General features: G+C 66.6%; 28 protein-coding genes. 10 read left to right on the forward strand and 18 right to left on the reverse strand.

The window, feature by feature from the left end:
* Positions 1 to 3: 3 nt before the first annotated feature.
* On the reverse strand, positions 4 to 666 hold the full coding sequence (locus ACP7AI_RS05695) for a Pr6Pr family membrane protein (protein WP_426165018.1): 663 nt from the start codon (positions 664 to 666) through the stop codon (positions 4 to 6).
* 41 nt (positions 667 to 707) lie between these two features.
* A complete protein-coding gene (locus tag ACP7AI_RS05700; protein ID WP_426165020.1) occupies positions 708 to 1199 on the reverse strand; it encodes a pyridoxamine 5'-phosphate oxidase family protein in 492 nt (163 codons plus the stop codon).
* 107 nt (positions 1200 to 1306) lie between these two features.
* Here ACP7AI_RS05700 and ACP7AI_RS05705 point away from each other — a divergent pair, with 107 nt between their 5' ends.
* The 3 genes from ACP7AI_RS05705 to ACP7AI_RS05715 are packed head-to-tail and all read left to right on the forward strand — an operon-like array spanning position 1307 to position 4950.
* Positions 1307 to 2476, forward strand: a complete 1170-nt coding sequence (locus ACP7AI_RS05705) for an aminotransferase class I/II-fold pyridoxal phosphate-dependent enzyme (RefSeq protein ID WP_426165022.1) — start codon at positions 1307 to 1309, stop codon at positions 2474 to 2476.
* 23 nt (positions 2477 to 2499) lie between these two features.
* Positions 2500 to 4596, forward strand: a complete 2097-nt coding sequence (locus ACP7AI_RS05710; RefSeq protein WP_426165024.1) for a molybdopterin-dependent oxidoreductase — start codon at positions 2500 to 2502, stop codon at positions 4594 to 4596.
* 24 nt (positions 4597 to 4620) lie between these two features.
* Positions 4621 to 4950 carry a DUF6481 family protein gene (locus ACP7AI_RS05715; protein ID WP_426165026.1) on the forward strand — a complete coding sequence of 110 codons (330 nt, stop codon included), beginning with the start codon at positions 4621 to 4623 and terminating at the stop codon, positions 4948 to 4950.
* 94 nt (positions 4951 to 5044) lie between these two features.
* On the opposite strand, the gene ACP7AI_RS05720 is transcribed toward ACP7AI_RS05715, so the two are convergent.
* From ACP7AI_RS05720 to petA, 5 genes are all read right to left on the reverse strand, one after another.
* A complete protein-coding gene (locus tag ACP7AI_RS05720; RefSeq protein ID WP_426165028.1) occupies positions 5045 to 5848 on the reverse strand; it encodes a hypothetical protein in 804 nt (267 codons plus the stop codon).
* A 119-nt stretch (positions 5849 to 5967) separates the two neighbouring features.
* Positions 5968 to 6498, reverse strand: a complete 531-nt coding sequence (locus ACP7AI_RS05725) for an adenine phosphoribosyltransferase (RefSeq protein WP_426165030.1) — start codon at positions 6496 to 6498, stop codon at positions 5968 to 5970.
* Between the two features lie 76 nt (positions 6499 to 6574).
* Positions 6575 to 7420, reverse strand: a complete 846-nt coding sequence (locus ACP7AI_RS05730; RefSeq protein WP_426165032.1) for a cytochrome c1 — start codon at positions 7418 to 7420, stop codon at positions 6575 to 6577.
* A gap of 11 nt (positions 7421 to 7431) precedes the next feature.
* Positions 7432 to 8745, reverse strand: a complete 1314-nt coding sequence (locus ACP7AI_RS05735; protein WP_426165034.1) for a cytochrome b — start codon at positions 8743 to 8745, stop codon at positions 7432 to 7434.
* A gap of 10 nt (positions 8746 to 8755) precedes the next feature.
* Positions 8756 to 9322 (reverse strand): ubiquinol-cytochrome c reductase iron-sulfur subunit, encoded by a 567-nt coding sequence (petA, locus tag ACP7AI_RS05740; RefSeq protein WP_426165036.1) that lies wholly within the window; start codon positions 9320 to 9322, stop codon positions 8756 to 8758.
* Between the two features lie 195 nt (positions 9323 to 9517).
* Here petA and hemF point away from each other — a divergent pair, with 195 nt between their 5' ends.
* Together hemF and ACP7AI_RS05750 are read left to right on the forward strand one after the other, a co-directional pair.
* Positions 9518 to 10372, forward strand: a complete 855-nt coding sequence (hemF, locus tag ACP7AI_RS05745; protein ID WP_426165038.1) for an oxygen-dependent coproporphyrinogen oxidase — start codon at positions 9518 to 9520, stop codon at positions 10370 to 10372.
* On the forward strand, positions 10369 to 10974 hold the full coding sequence (locus tag ACP7AI_RS05750) for a GNAT family N-acetyltransferase (protein WP_426165040.1): 606 nt from the start codon (positions 10369 to 10371) through the stop codon (positions 10972 to 10974). The genes hemF and ACP7AI_RS05750 overlap by 4 nt, the downstream gene beginning before the upstream one ends.
* Here ACP7AI_RS05750 and ACP7AI_RS05755 read toward each other — a convergent pair.
* The 4 genes from ACP7AI_RS05755 to ACP7AI_RS05770 are packed head-to-tail and all read right to left on the reverse strand — an operon-like array spanning position 10971 to position 12564.
* Positions 10971 to 11666 carry a hypothetical protein gene (locus ACP7AI_RS05755; RefSeq protein WP_426165042.1) on the reverse strand — a complete coding sequence of 232 codons (696 nt, stop codon included), beginning with the start codon at positions 11664 to 11666 and terminating at the stop codon, positions 10971 to 10973. The genes ACP7AI_RS05750 and ACP7AI_RS05755 overlap by 4 nt on opposite strands.
* Positions 11667 to 11669: 3 nt before the next feature.
* Complete coding sequence (gene grxD, locus ACP7AI_RS05760) at positions 11670 to 12002, reverse strand: Grx4 family monothiol glutaredoxin (protein ID WP_426165044.1); 333 nt, start codon at positions 12000 to 12002, stop codon at positions 11670 to 11672.
* Positions 12003 to 12011: 9 nt separating this feature from the next.
* The gene (locus ACP7AI_RS05765; RefSeq protein ID WP_426165046.1) at positions 12012 to 12242 is read right to left on the reverse strand and encodes a BolA/IbaG family iron-sulfur metabolism protein; all 231 of its coding nucleotides are present in this window, start codon (positions 12240 to 12242) and stop codon (positions 12012 to 12014) included.
* A 4-nt stretch (positions 12243 to 12246) separates the two neighbouring features.
* The gene (locus ACP7AI_RS05770; protein WP_426165048.1) at positions 12247 to 12564 is read right to left on the reverse strand and encodes a DUF1476 domain-containing protein; all 318 of its coding nucleotides are present in this window, start codon (positions 12562 to 12564) and stop codon (positions 12247 to 12249) included.
* A 225-nt stretch (positions 12565 to 12789) separates the two neighbouring features.
* Between ACP7AI_RS05770 and purC the strand changes: the two genes are divergently transcribed.
* The gene (purC, locus tag ACP7AI_RS05775) at positions 12790 to 13566 is read left to right on the forward strand and encodes a phosphoribosylaminoimidazolesuccinocarboxamide synthase (RefSeq protein ID WP_426165050.1); all 777 of its coding nucleotides are present in this window, start codon (positions 12790 to 12792) and stop codon (positions 13564 to 13566) included.
* A gap of 12 nt (positions 13567 to 13578) precedes the next feature.
* On the opposite strand, the gene ACP7AI_RS05780 is transcribed toward purC, so the two are convergent.
* Positions 13579 to 13965: a hypothetical protein gene (locus ACP7AI_RS05780; RefSeq protein ID WP_426165052.1), complete on the reverse strand. Its 387-nt coding sequence runs from the start codon at positions 13963 to 13965 to the stop codon at positions 13579 to 13581.
* A 17-nt stretch (positions 13966 to 13982) separates the two neighbouring features.
* A complete protein-coding gene (locus tag ACP7AI_RS05785) occupies positions 13983 to 15230 on the reverse strand; it encodes an MFS transporter (protein WP_426165054.1) in 1248 nt (415 codons plus the stop codon).
* A gap of 198 nt (positions 15231 to 15428) precedes the next feature.
* Here ACP7AI_RS05785 and ACP7AI_RS05790 point away from each other — a divergent pair, with 198 nt between their 5' ends.
* Entirely contained in the window at positions 15429 to 17825 is a 2397-nt protein-coding gene (locus tag ACP7AI_RS05790; protein WP_426165056.1) for a TonB-dependent receptor, read from the forward strand.
* 135 nt (positions 17826 to 17960) lie between these two features.
* Here ACP7AI_RS05790 and ACP7AI_RS05795 read toward each other — a convergent pair whose 3' ends face one another.
* Together ACP7AI_RS05795 and ACP7AI_RS05800 are read right to left on the reverse strand one after the other, a co-directional pair.
* Positions 17961 to 18407, reverse strand: a complete 447-nt coding sequence (locus ACP7AI_RS05795; protein ID WP_426165057.1) for a hypothetical protein — start codon at positions 18405 to 18407, stop codon at positions 17961 to 17963.
* Between the two features lie 3 nt (positions 18408 to 18410).
* The gene (locus ACP7AI_RS05800; RefSeq protein WP_426165059.1) at positions 18411 to 18767 is read right to left on the reverse strand and encodes a DUF6152 family protein; all 357 of its coding nucleotides are present in this window, start codon (positions 18765 to 18767) and stop codon (positions 18411 to 18413) included.
* Positions 18768 to 18918: 151 nt separating this feature from the next.
* Here ACP7AI_RS05800 and uvrB point away from each other — a divergent pair, with 151 nt between their 5' ends.
* Positions 18919 to 21126: an excinuclease ABC subunit UvrB gene (gene uvrB / locus ACP7AI_RS05805; protein ID WP_426165061.1), complete on the forward strand. Its 2208-nt coding sequence runs from the start codon at positions 18919 to 18921 to the stop codon at positions 21124 to 21126.
* A 53-nt stretch (positions 21127 to 21179) separates the two neighbouring features.
* On the opposite strand, the gene ACP7AI_RS05810 is transcribed toward uvrB, so the two are convergent.
* Both ACP7AI_RS05810 and ACP7AI_RS05815 read right to left on the reverse strand, forming a co-directional pair.
* The gene (locus tag ACP7AI_RS05810) at positions 21180 to 21701 is read right to left on the reverse strand and encodes an excalibur calcium-binding domain-containing protein (protein ID WP_426165063.1); all 522 of its coding nucleotides are present in this window, start codon (positions 21699 to 21701) and stop codon (positions 21180 to 21182) included.
* Complete coding sequence (locus ACP7AI_RS05815) at positions 21689 to 21994, reverse strand: hypothetical protein (RefSeq protein ID WP_426165065.1); 306 nt, start codon at positions 21992 to 21994, stop codon at positions 21689 to 21691. The genes ACP7AI_RS05810 and ACP7AI_RS05815 overlap by 13 nt, the downstream gene beginning before the upstream one ends.
* Positions 21995 to 22101: 107 nt before the next feature.
* On the opposite strand from ACP7AI_RS05815, the gene ACP7AI_RS05820 reads away from it, so the two are divergent.
* Both ACP7AI_RS05820 and ACP7AI_RS05825 read left to right on the forward strand, forming a co-directional pair.
* On the forward strand, positions 22102 to 22719 hold the full coding sequence (locus ACP7AI_RS05820; RefSeq protein WP_426165067.1) for a sterol desaturase family protein: 618 nt from the start codon (positions 22102 to 22104) through the stop codon (positions 22717 to 22719).
* A gap of 47 nt (positions 22720 to 22766) precedes the next feature.
* Positions 22767 to 23402, forward strand: coding sequence for a metallophosphatase domain-containing protein (locus ACP7AI_RS05825; RefSeq protein ID WP_426165069.1), 636 nt, complete (start codon positions 22767 to 22769; stop codon positions 23400 to 23402).
* Between the two features lie 36 nt (positions 23403 to 23438).
* Here the strand turns inward: ACP7AI_RS05825 and ACP7AI_RS05830 are convergent, their stop codons facing one another.
* The gene (locus ACP7AI_RS05830) at positions 23439 to 24371 is read right to left on the reverse strand and encodes a phytoene/squalene synthase family protein (protein ID WP_426165071.1); all 933 of its coding nucleotides are present in this window, start codon (positions 24369 to 24371) and stop codon (positions 23439 to 23441) included.
* Positions 24372 to 24435 lie beyond the last annotated feature (64 nt).

Below are 24435 nucleotides of genomic sequence, written 5' to 3' on the forward strand. Positions count from 1 at the left end.
CCGTCATCCCGCCGATGCCGAGACCATGCCGCGCCGATGCGCCCAGCGGTCGAAGGCAATCACCAGGGCCATCAACCCGGCAAAGAACATCACCAGCCCCAAGATGTTCATCGCCACCTGCACGGCGCCGTACTTGCCGATGTCGATGAAGAAATAGGCATATTTGCCGGTCGACAGCCCGCGCGTCAGGGCGACGATGCAATAGGCAAAGGGAAACGCCAGCGCCGGCCACAGTGCCCGCCAGGCGAGCTGCACCCGCGGTACCAGCACCAGCCACCAAAGTGCATAGGCCAGCGGCACGACGCTGTGCAGCACGGTATCGACCACCAGCCGCAGCCCGGTCACCGGATTATAGCGCGCCAGCAGCTTATTGTAGATGACACCGACGACGACGATGTAGACCGCGGCCGCCGCCATCGTTCCCGGCCGAGTCAGCAGCCCGCCGCCGGCACCCCGCGCCGCATAGCGCGCCGCAATCGCCGCCACGAGCGTGTTCGACCAGATGGTGAAATAACCGAAAAGCGACGCGACCGCGAGCATCGGCGAAGTGCCCTTCACCATCGCCGCCGTAGCATTGAGGCCGGCCTGCGTGACCACCGCCCCACCTGCAAGAAGCGCGACGAGCATCGCTGCCCGCCGCGCTGTCGTCATGTCTTCGTACTGCATGACCACACGCTAGCGGAAAGCCCAGCGCGCCGACAATAGGGCTAGCCCAGCTGCACCTCGGCGGTCTTCCCCTCGTAATCCTGCTTCGGATCGCGGCCGAGCAGCGACTTGATGCCGGCCACGAGGCTGCTGCCATTCTCCCAGATCTCGGCGCGTTCGGCATCGAGACGGAACAGCACCAGATTGGGATCGTCCTTGCCCTGTTCGTACCAGGCAGCGACATGGCTGTTCCACAGCCGGTCGATATTGGCGCGATCATTGTCGACCGCCAGCGTGCCGTGGACGGTGGCGAACAGGTCGTGGCCCTTGGACGTGAAGGTCGCGATCGCCCGCGAGCTGCCGGTGCCGGTCACCGCATCGAACAGCGCATTGTCACGGCCGCCGAAAAACCAGATCGGGCTGGCGTCGTTCTCGAACTGCGCGGTCATCGGCCGGGCATGGCCGTCCTCGGCGCCATCGATGCCGAGCATCATGGTGCGATCGGATTCGAGCGCGTCCCAGAACTTCTCTTCGAGTTCCTGCGGGGTGGCCATGTCGTGTCTCCTTGCCTGATGAGGGTTGCCAGCCGAAACGGCGGACGACGCGCGATGGTTCCGGTGCCGTTTGCGTTGTGGCGCCGCTGGCGGCATGACGATCGGACATGAGCTCAACCGCCATCCCCGACATCGCGCCGTTCCACGCCATGACGATCAGCCGTCGTGCCTATCAGCTGGAGGCAACCGGACGTTCGATCATCCACATGGAATTCGGCCAGCCGTCGACCGGCGCGCCCACGGCGACCATCGCGCTTGCTCATCAGCTGCTCGACCGGCCCGACAACGGCTATTGGGAAAGCGCTGCGCTGAAGGCGCGCATCGCGCTTCACTATGCCGACAGCCATGGCCTCGCCATCGATCCCGAACAGATCGTGCTGACCTGCGGCGCCTCGCCAGCGTTCGTGCTGGCGCTGTCGTGCCTGTTCGCGCCGGGCGCCCGGGTCGCCATCGCCCGCCCCGGCTATGTCGCCTATCGCAACACGCTGAAGACGCTGCACCTTGTGCCGGTCGAGATCCCCTGCGGCGCCGCCGAACGTTACCAGCTGACCGCCGCCGCCCTCGAGGCGCTCGAACCGGCGCCCGACGGCGTTATCATCGCCAGCCCGGCTAACCCGACCGGCACCATCATCGGCGACTCCGAAATGGCCGCCATTGCCGACGTCTGCCGGGCGCGCGGCATCCGCATCATCTCCGACGAGATCTACCACGGCCTCAGCTATGTCGGCCCGGCGCGATCGATGCTCGAATTCGCGCCCGACGCGCTGGTCGTCAACAGCTTCTCCAAATATTTCAGCATGCCGGGCTGGCGGCTCGGCTGGCTGCTGGTGCCGCCGGCGTTGATCGGCGCGGCGCGGGCACGGATGGGCAATCTGTTCCTGACACCGGGCTCGCTGGCCCAGCATGTCGGGCTGGCGGCGTTCGATTGCCGCGACGAACTCGATGGCCATATCGTCACCTATGCGCGCAACCGCGACCTGCTGCTGGCGGCGCTGCCGGCGCTCGGCCTCGCCCATATCGCGCCGCCCGACGGCGCCTTCTACATCTATGCCGACATCGGCCATCTGACCGACGACAGCCTGGCCTTCTGCGCCCGGCTGCTCGAGGAAACCGGCGTCGCGATCGCCCCCGGCATCGATTTCGATCCCGTCGACGGCCATTGCTTCATGCGCTTCAGCTTTGCCGTGTCGACGCCGCTGGTCGAGGCGGCGATCGGCCGGCTGGTCCCCTGGTTCGCCGCGCAACCGGCCCTTTCGCCGGCCCGCCGGCAGGCCTAGCATCAGGCCCGAGGAGCCGCGCCATGACCACGCATTTTCGCACCTGCCACATCTGCGAAGCCAATTGCGGCATCGTCGTGGAAACCGCAGGCCGCACGGTGCTGTCGATCAAGGGCGACGCCGAAAACCCGCTCTCGCGCGGCCATATCTGCCCCAAGGCGACGGCCATCGCCGACCTGGAAAGCGACCCCGACCGGCTGCGCACGCCGGTAAAGCGCGTCGGCGATGACTGGCAACCCATCGGCTGGGACCAGGCCTATGCTGAAATCGCCGCCCGTGTCGCCGGCATGCGCACCGGCGGCGGCGAGACGGCGATCTATGTCGGCAACCCGAACGCCCACAACTACAGCGTCACGCCGCAGATCCCGCTGCTGCGCAAGGCACTCGGCGCCCGCAACAACTTCTCTGCCTCCAGCGTCGACCAGGTGCCGCACCAGCTCGTCCAGATGTGGATGTACGGCCATAATGCGCTATTCCCCGTCCCCGACATCGACCACGCGCAGCACATGGTCATCATCGGCGGCAATCCGCTGGCGTCGAACGGCAGCGTTTGGACCGTCCCTGACGTCAGGAAGCGCATCCAGGCGCTGCAGGCGCGCGGCGGCACGCTGACCGTCATCGATCCGCGGCGCACCGAAACCGCGGAGATCGCCGACGCCCATCATTTCATCCGCCCCGGCAGCGACCCGGCGCTGCTCGTCGGCCTGCTGCTGGCGCTCGACGCGGCCGGGCTGGTGGCCCCCGGCCGGCTGGCCCCGATGCTCGCCGGCTGGGACGACGCCTGGGCCGCCCTCCGCCGGTTCGACATCGCCGCCTGCGCCGCTGCCTGCGGGATTGCAGAGCCGGTGATTCGCGACCTCGCCACCACGCTGGGCAGCGGCGAACCCGCGGTCGTCTATGGCCGCATCGGCGTGTCCACCGCCGAATTCGGCACGCTCAACCACTGGCTGATCAACCTCATCAACATCGCCACCGGCAATCTCGACCGTGTCGGCGGCGCCATGTTTTCGTCCCCCGCCGTCGACATCGTCGGCCAGACCGGATCGGGCACCCGCGGCCGCTTCCACAGCCGCGTTTCGGGCCATCCCGAGATCCTGGGGGAATACCCCGCCGTCGCCATGGCGGAGGAAATCGCGACGCCAGGTGAGGGCGAGGTCCGCGCGCTGTTCACCATCGCCGGCAACCCGGTGCTGTCGGTGCCCGATGGCGGCGCGCTCGATGCGGCGCTCGCCGGGATCGAGCTCATGGTCAGCATCGACATGTACGTCACCGCCACCAGCGCCCATGCCCATTACATCCTGCCGCCATGCGGCCCGCTGGAAAAGGACCATTACCCGCTGTTCCTGGCGCCGATCGCCACGCGCAACTTCGCCAATTATTCGCCGCCGGTGTTCGACCGCACGCCAGGCACGAAAAACGACTGGGAAATCGTCGCCGAGCTCGCCCGCGCCATCGCCGGCGCCCTTGGCCAGCCGCTGCCCAATATCGTGCCGCCGCGCGAAACGCTCGACCGTATGCTGCGCAACAGCCCGCGCGGCCTGACCCTCGCCGATATCGAGGCACATCCGCACGGCCTCGATCTCGGCGCCCATGAACCGCGCCTGCCGGAACGGCTGAAGACGCCGGACAAGACCATCGCCTGCGCGCCCGAACTGCTCATCGCCGACCTCACCGGGCGCTTCGCTGCCTGGCTTGCAGCCGCGCCCGGCGACGGCCTGCTCCTCATCGGCCGCCGCCATGTCCGCAACAACAATAGCTGGCTCGGCAATTCACCGCGCCTCGCCAAGGGGCCGCTGCGCTGCACGCTGATGATTGCCCCCGATGACGCCGCCGCCCGCGCCATCGCCGATGGCGACCTGGTCAGCATCGCCAGCAGCGTCGGCCGCGTCGAGGTCGTCGCCGAGGTCACCGATTCGGTCATGCCCGGCGTCGTCTCCCTGCCTCATGGCTTCGGCCATGGCCGCAAGGGCGTCCGCCTCGGCGTCGCCCGGCAACGTCCCGGCGTCTCCATCAACGACCTGACCAGCCGCGACCGTATCGACCCCCTGTCGGGCAACGCCGCGCTGGTCGGCACGCCGGTTACCGTCGCCCGTATCGTCGAGGCAGTTGCAGCGGAATAGGGGAGCGGCTAAGGAGCCCGCTCTATGGCATTCAAACTCCCCGATCACACCGACCGCGCCAAAGCCGCGGCCGAAGCCCGCAAGGCCGCCCTCGACAAGTTCAAGAGCGCGCCGCCCCCCAACGAGGAAGCCCTCGCCGCCCGCGCCCGCGCCGCCGAAAAGCGCGCCGAACGCGAGGAAGAGCGCAAGAAGGAACGCGCCGAAGCCGCCGTCCGCGCCGAGGAAGCTCGCCTCGCCAAGGAAGCCGAAGCCGTGGTCAAGGCCGAACAGGACCGCCTGGTCGCAATCGCCCGCGAAGCGGCGGCGAAGGCCGCCCGCGACGCGCGCTACGCGGCGCGGAAAAAAGGCCGGTAACAAGGCCTCCGGCGGCCGGGCCTGAGGCCCGGACCCCGTTTTCTTGAGTTCCCGGCTTACGCCTGAGTGCGAAGCTCCGGGAGCGGCGAACAACTCACTTGTGTCGTTTGCCAGCACGGTGGGACGTCGATCGGAACGTCGTACCTTGTATGGGGTCGGTCGTTGCCGTCTCCATTGAGCGACCATCGCGCGCGACAGTGAAGGTGCGCACGACAAGCAATTGGCCGTCTCTCTGCGCGCGCTCCTCGATCTGCCGTTGGCCGGTTCGACGAACCGCTATCGTGACATTGCCGCCATGTGTCGAACGAAGTGGCACATAGTCGCCGCCGAGACGCGCGGTATAGGATGTCCCGAGCAGATTGGACCGACTGAACTGATCCCCTTCAAGACGTAACTGCGTCGTTCTGACGATCTCGGGCACCTCGATATACTCCACGCCCTGCCACTTGCCCGAGACCGGATGCGCGCCGGGAGGCGCGGGCGCGAGACGTCGGGCGAGGTATTCGGTTCGCAATGGAATTGACACGCCGGGGCGATGATCTATCGCGACATATGTCGCGGTCTGATCATCGGCTGCAACGGTCATTGTCGTCAGCCGGTCGAGCGGCGGACCGATGATATGGGTGACGATCGATCGCGGGCCTGTGACGGTCACGGATTCCGTGGCAACGTCGGGATCACCAGCCACAGGGTGCATTTTGCCGTCTGCCGGATGGGATCGCTGCGGCGCGCAGGAGTCGCACGCATATTGCCCGTCTCGAACTAGGTAACTGTCAGTAGCGAGACCGCTCTGCCTGTCGAGGTCGGCAATCCAGTCCCCATCAAACGGGCTCGCGGCCTGGGCTGGTGCGTTGGCGAGAAGGCCGTGAAGCGCAATTGCCAAGAACGCCGACTTCATGACCAACCGCCTTGCTTGTCAGCCATTTCTGCCGGCCTCATTCCTCTGTATGGCACCAAAAGCCGCAGGGGCGCTGTCAAATCGGGGTCTGGGGCCAAGGCCCCAGCCGCCGGAGGCCCTTAATCTCCCTCGAACCCCAACAGCGCCGTCACCTCAACCCCTGCAGCCGCCAGCCGCGCAGCGCCGCCGAGGTCCGGCAAATCGACCACGAACGCCGCCCGCTCGACCACCGCCCCCGCCCCGCGCAGCAACTCGACACCCGCCAGCGCGGTCCCGCCCGTCGCGATCAGGTCGTCGACCAGCAGCACATTCGCGCCCGGCGTCACGGCGTCGGCGTGCATTTCGATCCGATCCTGGCCATATTCCAGCGCGTAGTTGATGCCCGTCACCCGCCCCGGCAGCTTGTTCTTTTTCCGCAGCAGCACCATCCCGCAGCCGAGGCGATGCGCCAGCGCCGCGCCGAAGATAAAGCCGCGCGCCTCGATGCCGGCGATCAGGTCGGGCACCGGGCCCGACGCGGCCAGGCGCTCGATCGTCGCGGCAAAGCCAGCGCCGTCGAGCAGCAGCGTGGTGATGTCGCGAAACTGGATGCCGGGCTTGGGATAATCCGGGATGGTGCGGACCAGCGCCCGCAATTCGGCATCGGTCATCATCATTCCCCCTGACGGCAAAGGGGCGACCATTCCGCTGGAATGGCCGCCCCCGCGCGTTCGTATCGCCTATCGTTCAGACGTTATCAACGACGTTCGAGCGTGCCTTGCCCTTGATGTCGGCCCAGACCTTCCGATAGCTGAGGTAACCAAGGCCGGTGAGGATCAGCAGGAAAATGATCGCGGCAACGCCGGTTTCCTTGCGTGCTTCAAGCTTGGGCTCGGCGGTCCAGGTCAGGAAGGCCGACACGTCGCGCGCCATCTGGTCCTTGGTCGCCTTGGTGCCATCGGCATAGGTGATCTGGTCATCGGCGGCCAGCGGCGGCGGCATCGCGATGTTGAGCGAGTGGAAATAGGGATTGTAGTACAGCCCGTCCGGCACCGTCCAGTTGGCCGGCGCATCGGCATAGCCGACCAGCAGCGAATGGACATAGTTGGTCCCGTCCTCACGCGCCTTGGTCATCAGCGACAGGTCGGGCGGATAGGCGCCGTTCTGAGCTGCCCGCGCCGCGACTTCGTTCGGATAGTTCAACGGGAACTTATCCGCCGGGGTCGCCTTGCGGGTCGCCGGCTCGCCGGTCTTGTCGTCGATCGACGGCACTTCATACTGCGCCGCGAGCGCCTTCACCTCGGGTTCCGAGAAACCCAGCGCTGCCAGGTCGCGGAAAGCGACGCGATTGATAGAATGGCAGGCCGAGCAGATTTCCTTGTAGACTTGGAAACCGCGCTGCAGCTGCTTGCGGTCGAAGGTGCCGAGCACCCCCAGGTTGCCGGGGCCGTTGTGGGTCCAGGCGATCTCCTCGGGATGCTTGTGCAGCTTCTCGACGGGATCCTCGGGGACCACGTCGCGGGGCTGGATGGCGCCCCACAGCACGGTGATGACGAACAGCAGGCCGAGGCCAAGCGCACCAAGACGAATCATCGATGGAACCCTTATTCAGCCGGCTGCGCGGCGGCGCCGCCGAGACCGCCCGCGCCGCCCGTCGGCGTCTTGCCGTATTTGGCAAGCACGGCGTCCGAGATCGACCGGGGCAGCGGCAGCGTCTTTTCGAAGCGGCTGACCAGCGGCGTGATGATGAGGAAGTGCGCGAAGTAATAAGCCGTCAGCACCTGGCTGAGCCGCACCCAGGGTTCCGCCGCCGGCTTGCCGCCGCAGACGCCGAGCACGAGGCAGACCACCACGAACACCCAGAACAGGATACGATTGAGCGGACGATAGCTGTTCGAGCGCACCGGCGACGTGTCGAGCCAGGGCAGGAAGAACAGCAGCAGGATCGACGCGAACATCGCGATCACGCCCCACAGCTTGGCGGGAATGAACAGGAAGTCGGTCGTGAAGGCGCGCAGGATCGCGTAGAACGGCCAGAAATACCATTCCGGGACGATGTGTGCCGGCGTCGACAGCGAGTTGGCGGGGATATAATTATCCGGTTCGCCCAGCGCGTTCGGCGCGAAGAACACCACGGCGGCGAACAGCGTCAGATAGACGCCAAGGCCGAAGAAGTCCTTGGCGGTGTAATAGGGGTGGAACGGCACGGTATCCTGCGGGCCCTTCACATCGACGCCGGTCGGGTTGTTCGACCCCGGGATGTGCAGCGACCAGACGTGCAGGATGATCACGCCGAAGATCACGAACGGCAGCAGATAATGCAGCGAGAAGAAACGGTTGAGCGTCGCGTTGTCGGGTGCAAAGCCACCGAGCAGCCAGGTCTGGATGGCACTGCCGACGAGCGGAATCGCCGAAAACAGCCCGGTGATGACGGTGGCGCCCCAGAAGCTCATCTGGCCCCACACAAGGACATAGCCCATGAACGCGGTCGCCATCATCAGCAGGAAGATGACCAGGCCGAGCATCCACAGCACTTCGCGGGGCGGCTTGTACGATCCGTAATACAGGCCGCGGAAGATGTGCACATAGACGACGCCGAAGAAGAAGCTGGCACCCACCGCATGCATGTAGCGCAGCATCCAGCCCGAATTGACGTCGCGCATGATGTGCTCGACGCTATCGAAGGCGACGGCGACATTGGCGGCATAATGCATGCCAAGCACGACGCCGGTGATGATCTGGATGACCAGTGCGACACCGGCGAGAACGCCGAAATTATAGAAATAATTCAGGTTCTTCGGCGTCGGGTAGCCGGCGCCAAGGGCACCGTAGACAAAGCGCGGCAGCGGCAGCCGGCTGTCCATGAATTTGCCGATCTCGGTGGTCGGCTGATACTGCTTGGCCCAGGGAAAGCTCATCTGATCCTCCTCAGCCGATCGTCACGGATGTTGGCGACTTGAATGCATAGCTCGGCACCTCGAGATTGGTCGGCGCCGGGCCGCCACGAATGCGGCCGGCGGTGTCGTACTGCGAGCCGTGGCACGGGCAGAAATAACCGCCGAAATCGCCGCGCTTCTCACCCTCGCGAGCGCCCAGCGGCACGCAGCCGAGGTGGGTGCAGACGCCAAGCGTGATCAGCCACTTTTCATTGCCGGGCTTGGTGCGCTCGGCCAGAGTCTGCGGATCGCGCAGGCTCTTCACATCGACCTTGTTGGCCTCCGCAATCTCGGCCGGGGTCAACTGGCGGGCGAACACCGGCTTGCCGCGCCACGACACCACCACGGCCTGGCCGGGCTGGATCGGCGTCAGGTCGAGGTCGATCGACGCCAGCGCCAGCACGTCGGCCGACGGGTTCATCTGGTTGACCAGCGGCACGACCACCGCGGCGGCGCCGGCGGCGGCAAAGGCGCCGGTGGCGACATACAGGAAATCGCGCCGGCGCTCGCCTTCGGGCGCCAAGCCGGTGTCGAGGGGAAGCCGCGTCTCGCTAGCCATCAAGGACCTCTGAAAAAGAAACCATCCGGGTGTCACCTGCGCGCCACCCGTATCAGCGCCGCAATAGTCGTATCATAGCAGATAACGCAACGCCCTTTGTGCGGACAAATTGGCGCAAGGGTGCAGGTGACCGGATTGCAACGTTACGCGCTTTTGCGGGGTTCCGTTTCGGCACACGATGCGGTTAATGGCGCCATGTACACGCTCGATGACCGCCAGACCGCCGCCCAGACCTGGTTCCGACAGCTGCGCGACGACATCTGCGCCGCGCTTGAAAAGATCGAGGACGAGGGGACCGGCGACGCGCCGGCCGGGCGCTTCGAACGCACCGCCTGGCAGCGCCCCGACCCGAGCGGCGAGGACGGCGGCGGCGGCGTCATGTCGGTGCTGAAGGGCCGCGTCTTCGAAAAGGCCGGGGTCAACATCTCCACCGTCCACGGCAGCTTCAGCCCGGAATTCGCCAAGCAGATCAATGGCGCCGGCGAGGATCCGCGCTTTTTCGCGACCGGTATCAGCCTCGTCATCCACCCGTGCAACCCGCACGTGCCGGCTGTACACATGAACACCCGCCACCTCGTCACCACCAAGCGCTGGTTCGGCGGCGGCGCCGATCTCAACCCCGCCCTGCCCGACACCGGGCAGACCGAGGCGTTTCACGCCGCGCTGAAGACCATGTGCGACGGCCATGATCCGGCGCACTACCCGGCCTATGCCAAATGGGCGGAAGAATATTTCTGGGTACCGCACCGCAACCGCCATCGCGGCGTCGGCGGCATCTTCTACGATCATCTCGACAGCGGCGACTGGGACCGGGATTTCGCCTTCACCCAGGATGTCGGCCGCACCTTCAACAGCATCTATCCGCAGCTGGTGCGCGAAAAGATGCACCAGCCGTTCACCGCCGAGGAGCGGCTGGCGCAGCTGCGCTATCGCGGCGTCTATGCCGAGTTCAACCTCGTCTACGATCGCGGCACGACCTTCGGCCTCAAGACCGGCGGCAATGTCGACGCCATCCTGATGAGCCTGCCGCCGGAAGCGCGCTGGGATTGAGCGCCGGCCTGATCCCCGTTCCCGCCGGCCATGTGGCGACGGTGGTCACCAGCCTCGAAATGCTGGCGCCGCCACCCGTCGCCGGCCCCAGCAAGTCGGCGCTGCGGCTCGAACGCTGGCCGGCGCCGGTCGATCGGGAACGCTATCGCGCGCTGTTCCGCCAGATCGGCCAGGAATGGCTGTGGCGCGGCCGGCTGGTCATGGACGATGCCGAACTCGGCCGCGTCCTCGACGCCGACACCACCGAAGTCCATGTCGTCACCCGACGCGATGGCGTCGCGGTCGGGCTGCTGGAGCTCGACTTCGCCGTGCCGGATGAATTCGAGATCGCCTATTTCGGCCTCGTCCCCGGTATAACCGGCAACGGCCATGGCGCCTGGCTCATGGCGCATGCGCTGCAGCTCGGCTGGACCGGCGGCGCCGCCCGGCGGGCCATCACGCGCGGCTGGGTTCACACCTGCGACCTCGACCACCCTTCGGCGCTCGGCTTCTACCAGCGCGAAGGCTTCAGGCCCTTCGCCCGCGCCGTCGAGATCTACGAGGACCCGCGCGCCGCCGGCCTGTATCCGCCGGATACCGCCCCGCGCGTTCCGCTGCTCTAGCGCAGCTTCAGGTACACCACCGTCGCCGCCACCGCGCTCGCGATCGCCATCAGCATCGCAACGCTGGCACCGATCAGTGCCGCAACGAAGGTGCCGACCGCTTTCAGGCCGACCACGGCGAGCACCGACGCAAACGCCGATCCGACCCCGGCCGCCAGCATCGACGCGCCGAACAGGAACAGCAGCAGCAGCACCAGGAACAGCAGGATCGGCCCGCCGTGCCCCGCCGTCATTGTCCAGCTGCGCTGCACCGCCGCGACCGGGCCGAGCCTATCGACCGCGATGATCGGCGCCACCACATAAAGCCGGGCGACCAGATAGAGCCCGGGCACGATCAACAGCAACATGCCGAGCGCCGTCGGTGCGGCGGTCAGCAGCAGCGCGCCAAGATAGAGGGGGGCCGTGGCAAAGGCCGCCGACAGCGCCAGCCGCGGCGGCTCCTCCGGCACGGCGACCAGCCGGGTCACGGCAAGCTGGGCGATCATCCCGATCAGCGCCGGCAACAGCAGCAGCACCAGAACGATGTCGATCGTATAGCCGGCCATCGTTTGCGGCGGCGTCGGCCCGTACAGCGTCAGCACCATGTCGACGAGCAGCGTGAACGGCGCCGCCACCGCGACCAGTTCACCCAGGCGCGGCCGGATGACGGCGATCGTCGACTGCCAGATGTCGCCGACGGCGAGGCTTGTCACGGCTCAGGCGGCGGCGCGCGGCACGCCGGCCTGCTCCAGCAGAGCCGTCAGCTCGCCGGCCTGGTACATCTCCATCATGATGTCCGAGCCGCCGACAAATTCGCCCTTCACGTACAGCTGCGGCACCGTCGGCCAATCGGAATAGGTCTTCACGCCCTGGCGGATTTCCGGGTCGGCGAGCACGTCGACAGTCTCGAAATCGACGCCGAGCCGTTCGAGGATGGCGATCGCCGTCGATGAAAAACCGCACTGGGGAAACAGCGGCGTGCCCTTCATGAACAGCACCACGTCGTTGGTGGTGACGAGCTGTTCGATACGTTGGTTGATGTCGGACATGATGCCTCCTCAGGCCGCGATTGTAGTCAATTTCAGGGCATGGAGCACCCCGCCCATGCGGTCGCCGAGCGCGTTGTAAACGAGCTTGTGCTGCTTCACCCGGGGCAGGCCGGCGAACTGCGCCGCCGTCACCGTCGCCGCATAGTGGTCGCCGTCACCGGCCATGTCGACGATCTCGACCGTCGCGCCCGGCAGCGCCGCGAGGATCGCCGCCTCGATATCGTGCGCTGCCATCGGCATCGGATTACATCGCTTCCATGATCTGCCGGCGGGCAATCTGGCCCTGCTCCAGCAGCGCTGCCCGGATGTCGGCCTCGGCGACGCCTTCGATGCCCAGGTCGGCGACGAGCTTGCGGACGACATCCTCGTCGCCGGCTTCCTCCAGATCGGCAAGGATGATCGTCTTGGCATAGGCGTCGGCGGCATCGCCGGTCAGCCCCAGCTTGGCGGCCGCCCACAGGCCGACGAGCTTGTCGCGGCGCGCCGCCACCTTGAACTGCAGCTCCGCATCATGGGCGAACTGGTTTTCAAAGGCATTTTCGCGACTGTCGAACGTGGTCATCAAGGGCTCCGGCAACGGCTGTCCCGTCGCAGATAGAGCCGCTGCGCCGCAGGTTCAATGACGAAGCGTGTCGAACCCCGGCAGCGCATCGAGTCATTGTAAGCCGGACAAGCGCGCGCTATGTGCAATGCACCGCCCCGGGCGCGCCCTTTCCGGGTGTCTCCGGGGCGTCCCGTTTCATCTTGCGTTCGCCCAGCCCGCGGCGAACCATCTGAGGAGGAAGCCATGACCCGGCGCCGCCAGATCTACGAGGGCAAGGCCAAGATCCTCTATGAGGGGCCCGAACCCGGCACGATCATCCAGTATTTCAAGGATGATGCCACCGCGTTCAACGCCCAGAAAAAGGGCACGATCAGCGGCAAGGGCGTGCTCAACAACCGTATTTCGGAGCATCTGTTCACGCTGCTCGCGACGATCGGCATCCCGACGCACTTCATCCGCCGCCTCAACATGCGCGAGCAGCTGGTCCGTCAGGTCGAGATCGTGCCGATCGAGGTCGTCGTCCGGAACGTCGTCGCCGGCAGCCTCGCCAAGCGTTTTGGGCTGGAAGAAGGCACCACCCTGCCCCGCACCATCCTCGAATATTACTACAAGGACGACGCGCTCAACGACCCGCTGGTCACCGAGGAGCATATCGCCGCCTTCGGCTGGGCCACCCAGGAGGAAATGCACGACATCGCCGACATGGCGATTCGCGTGAACGACTTCATGGCCGGGCTGTTCGCCGGCGTCGGCATCCGCCTCGTCGATTTCAAGCTCGAATTCGGCCGGCTCTTCGACGGCGAATTCAGCCGCATCATCCTTGCCGACGAGATCAGCCCCGACGGCTGCCGGCTGTGGGACATGAAGACCAACGAAAAGCTCGACAAGGACCGTTTCCGCCGCGACCTCGGCGGCGAAGTCGAAGCCTATCAGGAAGTCGCCCGCCGTCTCGGCCTGATGCCGGAGGACGAATCCGCCGTCCTGGACCTCGACGAACACCGGAAGTCCCGCGGTAAATAGTCTCCTCCCCCCTCAGGCGGGAGGCGAATCGGTCCCTGACGGCCGGGTGGGGGCCGGACCGGCCACCGATACCGGCAATTTGTATCGCCACCCATCGAACCGCGCCCGCAGGCTGCGATGCCGCGCCAGGTCGACCCGCGCATCGCTGAACGGCGTGACGTCCTCCGGCGGCAACACGCGCGGGCCCGGTTCGGTCGGCGCGTCCCACAGTCGGGACACCCGCGCGGCCACATCCAGCCGCTCGTCGTCCGCCCGGCGCGCCTTTTCCACGGCCATGTCGAACAACGCCATGACGAACCCGATCGCGACGATCCCGCCGACCAGCCAGGCCACGACCCACCAATAGGCGAGCCCGAAGGCCAGGCCCACCAGCACAAAGGGCGCCGCGACCACGCCCAACAGAAACGCCCGCCCCATCAGCGCGGCCAGTCGACCGGCGCCAGCCGCGGCACCCCGAACGCGAACACCAGCGCCCCCCCGATGATGATCGCTGCCGTCAGCACGAAGGCCGGCCCATAACCGGCGGCATCGACGATGGCCCCGGTCACGACCGGCCCGATGACCCCGGCCAGGTTACCCACCGAGCTCTGAACCCCCACCCAGCGGCCCGCCGATGCCGGCCCGGCGAGCGTCTGGCCGCAGACGAACAATATGCCGGTGATGGTGCCGAAACACAGGCTGGTCGGCACCAGCCACAGTGCCAGCGCCAGCGTCGTCTCGGTCTGCGCGATGGCGAGAACACCGATCGCCGACACCGCCGAACAGCCCAAGCCCACGGCGCGCCGCACCGATGCCGACGACCGCCCGCGCGCGATGAAGCGATCGACCAGGCCCGCCGAACCGGCGGCGCCGATGGTTTGGCCGAGGTAGAACAGCGAGGTCAGCAGCGCCATGTCGGTGATGTCGTATCCGCGGACCTTGACGAGATAGAGCGGCAGCCAGGCGATGACGAAGTAGAGCGCATAGGTGCCGGAAAAATGATAGGCGGACATCGCCCAGAGCGACGGCGTGCGCAGCAGCCGCGGATAGGCGCACGCGCATTCATCGCCCGCCGCTGGCGCATCGACTTCGCCGCGCAGCCGCGACCAGGGCAGCAGCCAGACGAGCGTCACCGCGCCGAAGATGACGAACATCTCCCGCCAGCCATACAGCTCCAGGATCACCCCGCCCGCCAGCGTGCCGACCAGCGGCCCCATCGCCAGCCCGCCCGACAGCGCGATATTGGCGGTGCCGCGCCGCGCATCGGGCGCCCGCGCCATCAGCTTCGATGCGCTGGGGAAGGCGACGCCCTCCCCCACCCCCATCAGCAGGCGCAGCACGACCAGCGACGCCAATCCGCCGGCAAAGCCCATCAGCAGTGTCGCCACCGCCCAGATCGCGACGCCGGCCGCCAGCAGCCGATGCACCGACACGCGGTCGGCGAGCCAGCCCGACAACATCAGGAACGGCACATAGGTCCAGAAGAACGACGACACGACGACGCCATAGCCGGTCGCCGACAGGCCCATCTCGTCCTTGATCAGCGGCGCCGCGATCGAGACCGCGCCGCGATCGACATAGTTGAGCATGATCGCCGCGCCGACCATGACCACCAGGCCCAGCGATGGCCCGGCGGCCCCGGGGGCGCGGCCGGCAGCGGGGGTCGTCGCGTCGCGAGATGCCATGGCCAAAGGCTGGCACAACCGGAATGAAAGTCAACGACGCGACAGTGCGCCGCCTGATGCCGCCCGCCAGCAACTGGCAATATTGCAACACTGCCCCGGAATCGTTGCCTGGTCCGTCACGAATTATTGACCGGATCTGCAACAGATGGTGGATAGGGTTATAAATCTAACCAAATGGTTAACCCGGGGAGTTACCTTATGCTTGCCAACCAGACCGCGCGCCGCCTGGCGCGTCTGTCCGCCACCACCGCCCTCGCCGCGCTGCTCGCCGCGCCGGTGCTCGCGCAAACCACCGACCAGGGCCTCGCCGCTGCGGAGGACAGCGACACCATCGTCGTCACCGCGACCAAGCGCGCGTCGGACCTGCAGGACGTGCCGTTCTCGATCAACGCCCAGACCCAGGCCGATATCCAGCGGTCGGGCGCCACCACCATCGAGGACCTGTCGCGCAATGTCGCCGGCCTGACCATCCAGAACCTGGGGCCGGGCCAGAGCCAGGTGTCGATCCGCGGTGTCTCCGCCGGGCAAATCGTGCGCGATCAACCCGGCGTCAAGGAACAGGTCGGCTTCTACCTCGATGAATCGGTCATCTCGTTGTCGCTGTTCACCCCCGACATCGACCTGTTCGACCTCAACCGCGTCGAGACGCTGCGCGGGCCGCAGGGCACGCTGTTCGGCTCGGGCTCGGTCGGCGGCACCATCCGCTACATCACCAACAAGCCGACCACGGCCAGCGTCGAAGGCCAGGTCGAAGCCGACATCAATGTCATCGACAAGGGCGGCGTCGGCGGCAGCCTGAAGGGCGCCGTCAACCTGCCGCTCGGCGACAAGGCCGCGGTGCGCGCCGTCGGCTACTACACCCGCTACGGCGGCTTCATCGATGCCATCGGCCCTGCGGGCAAGGACGACGTCAACAGCGGCGAACGCTATGGCGGCCGCATCGCGCTGCTGCTGCAGCCATCCGAAAATGTGAAGATCACCCCGCGCGTGCTGTACCAGGAGGTCCACACCGACGGCTTCAACCGCCAGGAAATCTACAACATCTTCGCCAACCCGTTCACCACCACTCGCCCGGCGGTGACCTTCAAGGAGCGCCAGCAGTATCTGCTGCTGAACGAGCAGTTCCGCGACAAGACCCTGATCGTCGACGGCACCATCGAGGTCGACCTCGACGGCGTCAACGTGACCTCCGTGTCGAGCTATACCGATCGCGACATCCTGGTCAGCCGCGACGCCAGTTCGCTGACCGGCTCGGTCTCGCTCGACCTGGGCTTCCCCGCCGCCGCCGTCACGCTGCCGTCGAACCTGCGCGACACGACGAAGGTGAAGAGCTTCACCCAGGAACTGCGCCTGGGTTCGACAGGCAACGGCAATTTCCAGTGGGTCGTCGGCGCCTTCTACGCCAACACCGACCGCGATTACGACCAGCGCCTGCCGACCCCCGGTTACGACGCCTTCACCGATGCGACGCTGGGGGCCGGCACGTCGGCGGCGGTGTCCAACGGCTTCGAGGTCGATTCGCCGTTCAATTCGGTGCTGCCCTACACGCTCGAGCAGATCTCCGGCTTCGGCGAGGCAAGCTACCGCTTCTTCGACAAGCTGACGATCACCGCCGGCCTGCGCTATTACGCCTATCAGGAGCAGCGCACGATCACGTCGGGCGGGTTGTTCGCGAACGGTGATAGCGGCACCCGCAACAAGACGACATCGACCGGCATCAACCCGCGCTTCCTCGCCAGCTATGCGCTCAACGACGACGTCAACGTCAATGTCCAGGCCGCCAAGGGCTTCCGCCTCGGCGGCGTCAACGATCCGCTCAATGCCAATCTCTGCCAGGGTTCGGACCGCGAGACCTTCGGCAGCTTCCAGAGCTTCGGCGACGAAACGCTGTGGAACTATGAAGCCGGCATCAAGGCGAAATCGGGCGGCATCACCTTCAACACCGCCGTCTTCTACACCGACATCAAGAACCTGCAGACGACGCTCGATGCCGGCTCCTGCTCGTCGCGCATCGTCTTCAACGTGCCCAAGGCGCACACCGTCGGTGTCGAATTCGAGCTGACGGCGCGCCCGGTCGAAGGCTTGCAGCTCGGCGTCTCGGGCAGCGTCCTCGATGCCAAGTTCGATTCGACCGTTACCGCCGGCAACGGCTCGGTGATCGGCGGCATCCGCGATGGCAACCGCCTGCCGACGGTGCCGAAATTCCAGATCTCGGCCAATGCCAACTACAGCTTCCCGATCGGGGAGACGGCGAAGATCGTGCTCAATGCCAGCGTCCAGCACATCGGCGACCGCTTCACCCAGCCGAGCGACCAGGAGCCGCCGGCGTCGTTCTTCCAGTCCGGGCTACCGTTTGGCGGCGCCACCGGCAGCGAAGTCCGCAACATCACGTTGAAGCTGCCGTCGTACCAGCTCGTCAACATCAGCGCCGCGGTCGATTTCGGCCAGGGCCTGTCGCTGACCGCCTACATCAACAACCTGCTCGACGAAAACGCGCTGCTGTCGCTCGACCGCGAACGCGGTGGCCGGGCACGCATCGGCTATGCGACCAACCAGCCGCGGACGTTCGGGCTGACGGCACGAAAGGCGTTCTAGTCGCAGCGCCGCGAGCACGCTGGCGCAGTCAAGCGCGCCGGCAGGCGCCAGACCGGACGGCGGGGCGGCGGGTCCACCCCGCCGAACCCGTCCGACGCGCGGGCTTTGCCCGCGCCCCTGCCTTGGCAGCCCCCGCTAACTGTACGCAATCATCCGCCCGAGCACCGCCACGGACGCCCAGGCCGAAAGCGACACAGCCGCCGCCACCCGCCGCCCCGGCCCCTCCCGCAACAGCCAGCGGAACACCGCCGCATTGACCAGCGCCGCCGCGATCATCGCCAGTTTCCAGCCGAACACCGGCGATGCCACCAGCGACGCCGCATCGGCGGCGAACAGCACCGGGCCGCTGATCGCCATCACCGCCAGCCCGGCAACCGCGACCGGCGTCAGCGCCCGTGACAGCGCCTCCGCCGGCAAGGCCGGAAACGCCCCCAACAGCCGCAGGTCGACGATCCCGATGCCGCCGAGCAGCATCACCAGCCCGAACAGATGGACGACATTCGCCAACGGATAGACGCCGCCACCGCCGGCCCAGGCGGCAATGCCCGAGGTCGACAGCCAGGCGACCAGTCCGGCAAGCACGCCCTAGCGCAACTCGACCGTCTTGCCGTCGATCGTGACCCGCTCGATCCGCATCTCGGGGGTGCCGTCACTGCGCGGATAGCCCTCCAGCGTCACCGCCCTGGCCTTGACCAGCGCATCCTGCTTCAGGCCGCGCGCCTCCATGCGTGCCGTCGGCGCCAGGACCACAACCCAGGTCTTGCCACCATAGCTGACCTTGGCGGCGCCATGCGGGTTGCCCCAGGTGACGCCGGTGACGGGTGCGGTCAGCTTGATCGGCTTGTCACTGGCATAGCTGCTCCAGCCATGATGGGCCTGCGTGGCCTGCGGCGCGGCGAGCAGCGCGGCGACGACAAGGGCGGAACGACGAAAAATGGCCACGGCAGAAGTCTCCCGATATTGCCCCCGCGCCCTGCGAGTATTGCGGCCCGGTGCCGGCGCTGCAACCCAAGATCGGCGACCGGCAGCGGTGACGCAGGGCGCGGCGCAGACAGCACTGGAACAAAACCGGTCCATCGACCATATTACCGCTATGGCCATCCAGATTCGCACCAGCCTCGCCGAGCCGGAAGGTTCGGAGAATTTCGTCCCGCACCGCCCCGAGCGGCCGGAAAAGTCCGAAGGCGGCAAGAAATTCGAGCTGATCAGCGACTACACACCGGCCGGCGACCAACCCGTCGCCATCGCCGAGCTCGTCGCCCAGGCCAATGACGGCGAGCGCGACCAGGTGCTGCTGGGCGTCACCGGTTCGGGCAAGACCTATACCGTTGCCAAGGTCATCGAGGCGACGCAGCGCCCGGCGCTGATCCTGGCGCCCAACAAGATCCTGGCGGCGCAGCTCTATGGCGAATTCAAGAGCTTTTTCCCGAACAACGCCGTCGAATATTTCGTCAGCTACTATGATTACTACCAGCCCGAGGCCTATGTGCCGCGGTCGGACACCTATATCGAAAAGGAATCGAGCGTTAACGAGGCCATCGACCGGATGCGCCACTCGGCCACCCGCTCCCTCCTCGAACGCGACGACGTCATCATCGTCGCCTCGGTGTCCTGCATCTACGGCATCGGCTCGGTTGAAACCTATTCGGCGATGACCTTCACGCTGAAAAAGGGCGAGACGGCCGACAGCCGCGAGATCATCCGGAAGCTCGTCGCGCTCCAGTACAAGCGTAACGACGCCGGCTTCGCCCGCGGCAATTTCCGCGTCCGCGGCGACAATCTGGAGGTCTTTCCCTCGCACTATGAAGACAGCGCCTGGCGCATCAGCTTCTTCGGCGACGAGATCGAGAGCATTACCGAATTCGACCCGCTGACCGGGCAGAGCGTCGCCAAGCTCGACTATGTCAAGGTCTATGCCAACAGCCATTATGTGACGCCCGGCCCGACGCTGAAACAGGCGAGCGAGGCCATCAAGTTCGAGATGACCGAGCGGCTGAAGGAGCTCAACGCCGAAGGCAAGTTGCTCGAGGCGCAGCGCCTCGAACAGCGCACCAATTTCGACCTGGAGATGATCGCGGCCACCGGCAGCTGCGCGGGCATCGAGAATTACAGCCGCTTCCTGACCGGGCGCCTGCCTGGCGAGCCGCCGCCGACCCTTTTCGAATACCTCCCGGAAAACGCTATGCTTTTCGTCGATGAGAGCCATGTCACCGTCGGGCAGTTGGGCGCGATGGCCAAGGGCGATCACCGCCGCAAGATGACGCTCGCCGAATATGGCTTTCGCCTGCCGTCGTGCATCGACAACCGCCCGCTGCGCTTTGCCGAATGGGAGGCGATGCGCCCGCAGACGGTGTTCGTGTCGGCGACGCCGGGCAGCTGGGAAATGGACAAGACCGGCGGCGTCTTCGTCGAGCAGGTCATCCGGCCGACCGGCCTCATCGACCCGCCGATCGAGATCAAGCCGGTCGAGGACCAGGTCGAGGATCTGATCCAGGAGGCCAAGAAGGTTGCCGCCGCCGGCTATCGCACGCTGGTGACGACGCTGACCAAGCGCATGGCCGAGGACCTGACCGAGTTCCTCCACGAGGCCGGGCTTCGCGTCCGCTACATGCACAGCGATGTCGAGACGCTGGAGCGCATCGAGCTGATCCGCGACTTGCGGCTCGGCGTCTATGACGTGCTCGTCGGCATCAACCTGCTGCGCGAGGGCCTCGACATCCCCGAATGCGGGCTGGTGGCGATCCTCGATGCCGACAAGGAAGGCTTCCTGCGCTCGGAAACCTCGCTGATCCAGACCATCGGCCGCGCCGCGCGCAACGTCGACGGCCGCGTCATCCTGTATGCCGACCATGTCACCGGCAGCATGGAGCGCGCCATCCGCGAGACCGACCGCCGCCGCACCCGGCAGGAGGCGTACAACACCGAGCACGGCATCACGCCGATGACGATCAAGCGCAACATCTCCGATGTGCTGGCCGACGTGTCGATGCGCGACGGCCTGGTCGTCGATACCGGCGACGACGAGACGCCCAACCTCGTCGGCCACAACCTCAAGGCCTATATCGCCGACCTCGAAAAGCAGATGCAGACCGCCGCCGCCGACCTGGAATTCGAGACCGCCGCCGCCATTCGCGACCAGATCAGGCGGCTCGAGATGGACGAACTCGGCGTGCCGGCCGGCGAGCGCGTGGCGCCGATTCAGGGCCGCAGCATGGGCGGCGCACCGGGCACCCGCACGACGCGCTTCGAAAAGATGAAAAAGAAGGCAAGCTTCGGGAAGCGCCGGGCGGGGGCGCGGTAGACGCCCTGTTCCAAAACCGCGTCATGCTGGCACACGCGATGGCCTTGCCCGCCCTACTTCTCGCGCTTGCCCTTGCCTAAGCCCTTAGGCGGCGGCGGCGCTTCGCCGAAGAACGGTTCGCAGGCCACGCCGTTGCCATCGGTGTCGAGCCGCTTCGAATAGCCCGGCTGGCCCTTGTACAGCGGCGCCGCGCCGAACAGCCGCACCTGCGCGCAATTCAGGTAATAGGGCGATCCGTGGAGGATGTTGTACGCCCGGTCGGGCAGCGCCTTTACCGTCTTGGGATCATCGACGGTCAGCGCATAGCCGAGCACACCGCCGATCAGCAGGCCGGGCAGGAACACCGTGAACGGCGCCCGCGCCCGCTCGCGTTCGGCGCGGCGGTCGGGCTGCTGGGCCTGGTAGCGGATCGGTTCCGGAAACGGATTCTGCGCCGGCGCGCCGAACATGCGGATGGCGCGTTCGGCTTCGCTTTCGATATCGGCCTCGTCGGTCGGCGGCCCGTCGGCACCGGTCAGCCGGCGCCAGCGCGCCCGCATCGTTCCGGCCACCCCTTGTCCGGTCAGATTGCGCATCCGACCCCGGCCTTGACGACCTCGATGACGACGGTCGGATCGCGGGGATCGCCCAGGCGCTGCGCGATGTCGCCGACCGACAGGCGGCGGCCACCATCGGGAAGCATCTTGCCGATCTCGTCGAGGCGACGCAGCTGCGCCAGGCTCAACCGCGACTGCAGCCGGTCACCCATGCACTGCGCCTGGCGCGGCGGCACGCCATATTCGCCCAGCTTGCGCGCGATCCGCTGCGCCGGCGTCGCGCAACCGGCGAGCACGATGAACACGAACAGGATGGGCGCACGCATCTTCATGAATCTGCCATAGGTATTTGCCCGCCTATCGCACGAACGGTCCACCGGCGAAAGGGTGCGGCATCGGGTGGGGTGCAAAGCCGCCCGCCAGCGGTTATGGAACGATCATGTTCACCGCCCAAATCAACATCTGGCAGGGCATCGCCATTGCGCTGCTGCTGGTCGCGATCATGGAAGTCGTCGCCATCGTCGCGCACAAATATGTGATGCACGGCTTTCTGTGGTCGCTGCACAAGTCGCACCATGAACCGCGCACCGGCCTGTTCGAGAAAAACGACTGGTTCGGCGTCATGGGGGCGGTGCCGTCGATCATCCTGCTCGTCATCGGTACCAGCCAGGACTGGCCGGTGTTCACTGCCATCGGCGCCGGCATCACCATGTACGGCGCCATCTATTTCGGCGTGCACGACGTGCTCGTCCACCGTCGCGTCCGCCATGGCTGGAACCCGCAGCAGAAATATCTGAAGCGCATGGTCCAAGCGCACCGCATGCACCATGTCGTCGAATCGAAGGAAGGCACCGTCAGCTTCGGTTTCCTGTATGCCCCGCCGGTGCGCGACCTGCTGGCGCAGCTGGAGGCCAACGGCAAGGGCAAGATCCGGTCATCGGCCAAGACGCGGACCGAAATGGATGTCGGCAAGCTCGACCTCGACAATGCCGAAAAATACGCCCGGCCCACGGTCCTGCACGCCGATGCCGAGCCGCAGGGCGGCACCCGGCACTGAATCGCTCTCCGTTGCATCGAACCTGCCGCTCCCGCTAAATACGCAGGATGGACACCCGCGTCACCGTCATCAGCGACACGCACTGGCGACATGACGAACTCGACCTGCCTCCGGGCGACCTGCTGATCCATTGCGGCGACATGTTCGACCTGTTCAGCCGCTCGCCGTTGCGACTGTCGCGCATGGATGCCTGGTTCCGGCGTCAGCCATTCGAGACCATCCTCTACACCGGCGGCAACCATGATCGCGAGCTCGAAGCCGCCGCCGCGCACCGTGCGCAGCCGCTGAAGCACGCCCGCTTTCTCAGGGACGAAACCGTCGTGTTGCGCGGGCTGAAGATCTTCGGCGCGCCCTGGGTGCCCAACCTGGCGCGCCATGCCTTTTTCAAGGACGGGGCATCGCTCGCCCGGTGCTGGGCGCAGGTTCCGCCAGGGCTCGACATTCTCGTCACCCATACGCCGCCACGGTCCATACTCGACCGGTCGCGCGGTGGGCAGTCGCACGGCTGCGCGGCGCTGGCCGCCGAACTGCCGCGCATCGCACCCCGGGTGCACTGTTTCGGCCATGTCCATGCCAGCGCCGGGCAACGCCGGATCGGCGACACGCTGTTCATCAACGCCTCGTCGATCGAAAGCGGTACCGGCACCATCCGGCCGCCGGTGACGTTCACCCTGCAAGCTTGAAGGGCGTCCTCGCGTCCCGACCACGGAGGGGATTGGCTAGCCGGGCTTCGTCCATAGCCCGTCACGGCTCGGCCCCGGCAGCGGCCAGCGGGACTTGCGGGCCAGGGCCTCGCTCAGCGCCACCGCCACCGCGCGCAGCTTTTCGGGCTTCGTCGTGCTCATCCGCGTGTCGAGTCCGTCCGGCCCGGCATCGCGGACCTTCCGGCCGATGCCGCCATAGATGCGCGCCGCCGCCAGCACCGCCCAGGCCGCGCGCTTCGATAGCGCCGGCGTGCCGTAGCGCGCCGATGCTTCATACTCCTCGGCCAGATTGACCAGCCGGGTGACCAGCCGATGCAGCTGGCGCCGATGCGGCGGAAAGGCGAAGTTGTTGGCTGCCAGCTGCACGTTCGCCAGCCAGTCGTCCGGGATATAGCGGCGCGAATTCATCGCGTCTTCAATGACATCGCGGGCGATGTTGTTGAGCTGGAACGCCATGCCGAGGTCGCAGGCGCGATCGAGCGTGGCGCGGTCGTCGGGCCTGACCCCCATCACGATCGCCATCATCACCCCGACGCAACCGGCGACGTGATAGCAATAGGTCAACGTGTCTTCGATGGTGCGGAACGGCCGCTCCTCCATGTCGATGCGAAAGCCGTGGATCAGGTCGCGCGGATACTGCGCCGGCATGCCGGTTTCGCGCACCACCCGGGCCAGCGCCTCATAGGCCGGATCGCCGGTCGGCTGCCCGGCCAGCGCCATCTCGGTCAACCGCTCGACCTCGGCGAGCCGCTCCGCCGGCGGGCGCGTGTCGTCGTTGCGGCCCTGCCCCAGCACCTGGCCGTCGATGACATCGTCGGTATGGCGGCACCAGGCATAAAGCAGCATCGCCCGGTCGCGGGTGACCGGATCGAACAGCTGCGACGCCATCGCGAAGCTTTTGGAGCCCCGCGCGATCGCCTGGCGGGCATGGCCGAGCACATCTGTCATGCAACACCTCTCCCGCGCCGGACTTGAGGGGTCAAGCGCAAGCTGCCCCCTGGCACGACCAGCC

It is taken from the genome of Sandarakinorhabdus sp. DWP1-3-1, assembly GCF_049896705.1.
Taxonomy (GTDB): domain Bacteria; phylum Pseudomonadota; class Alphaproteobacteria; order Sphingomonadales; family Sphingomonadaceae; genus Sandarakinorhabdus.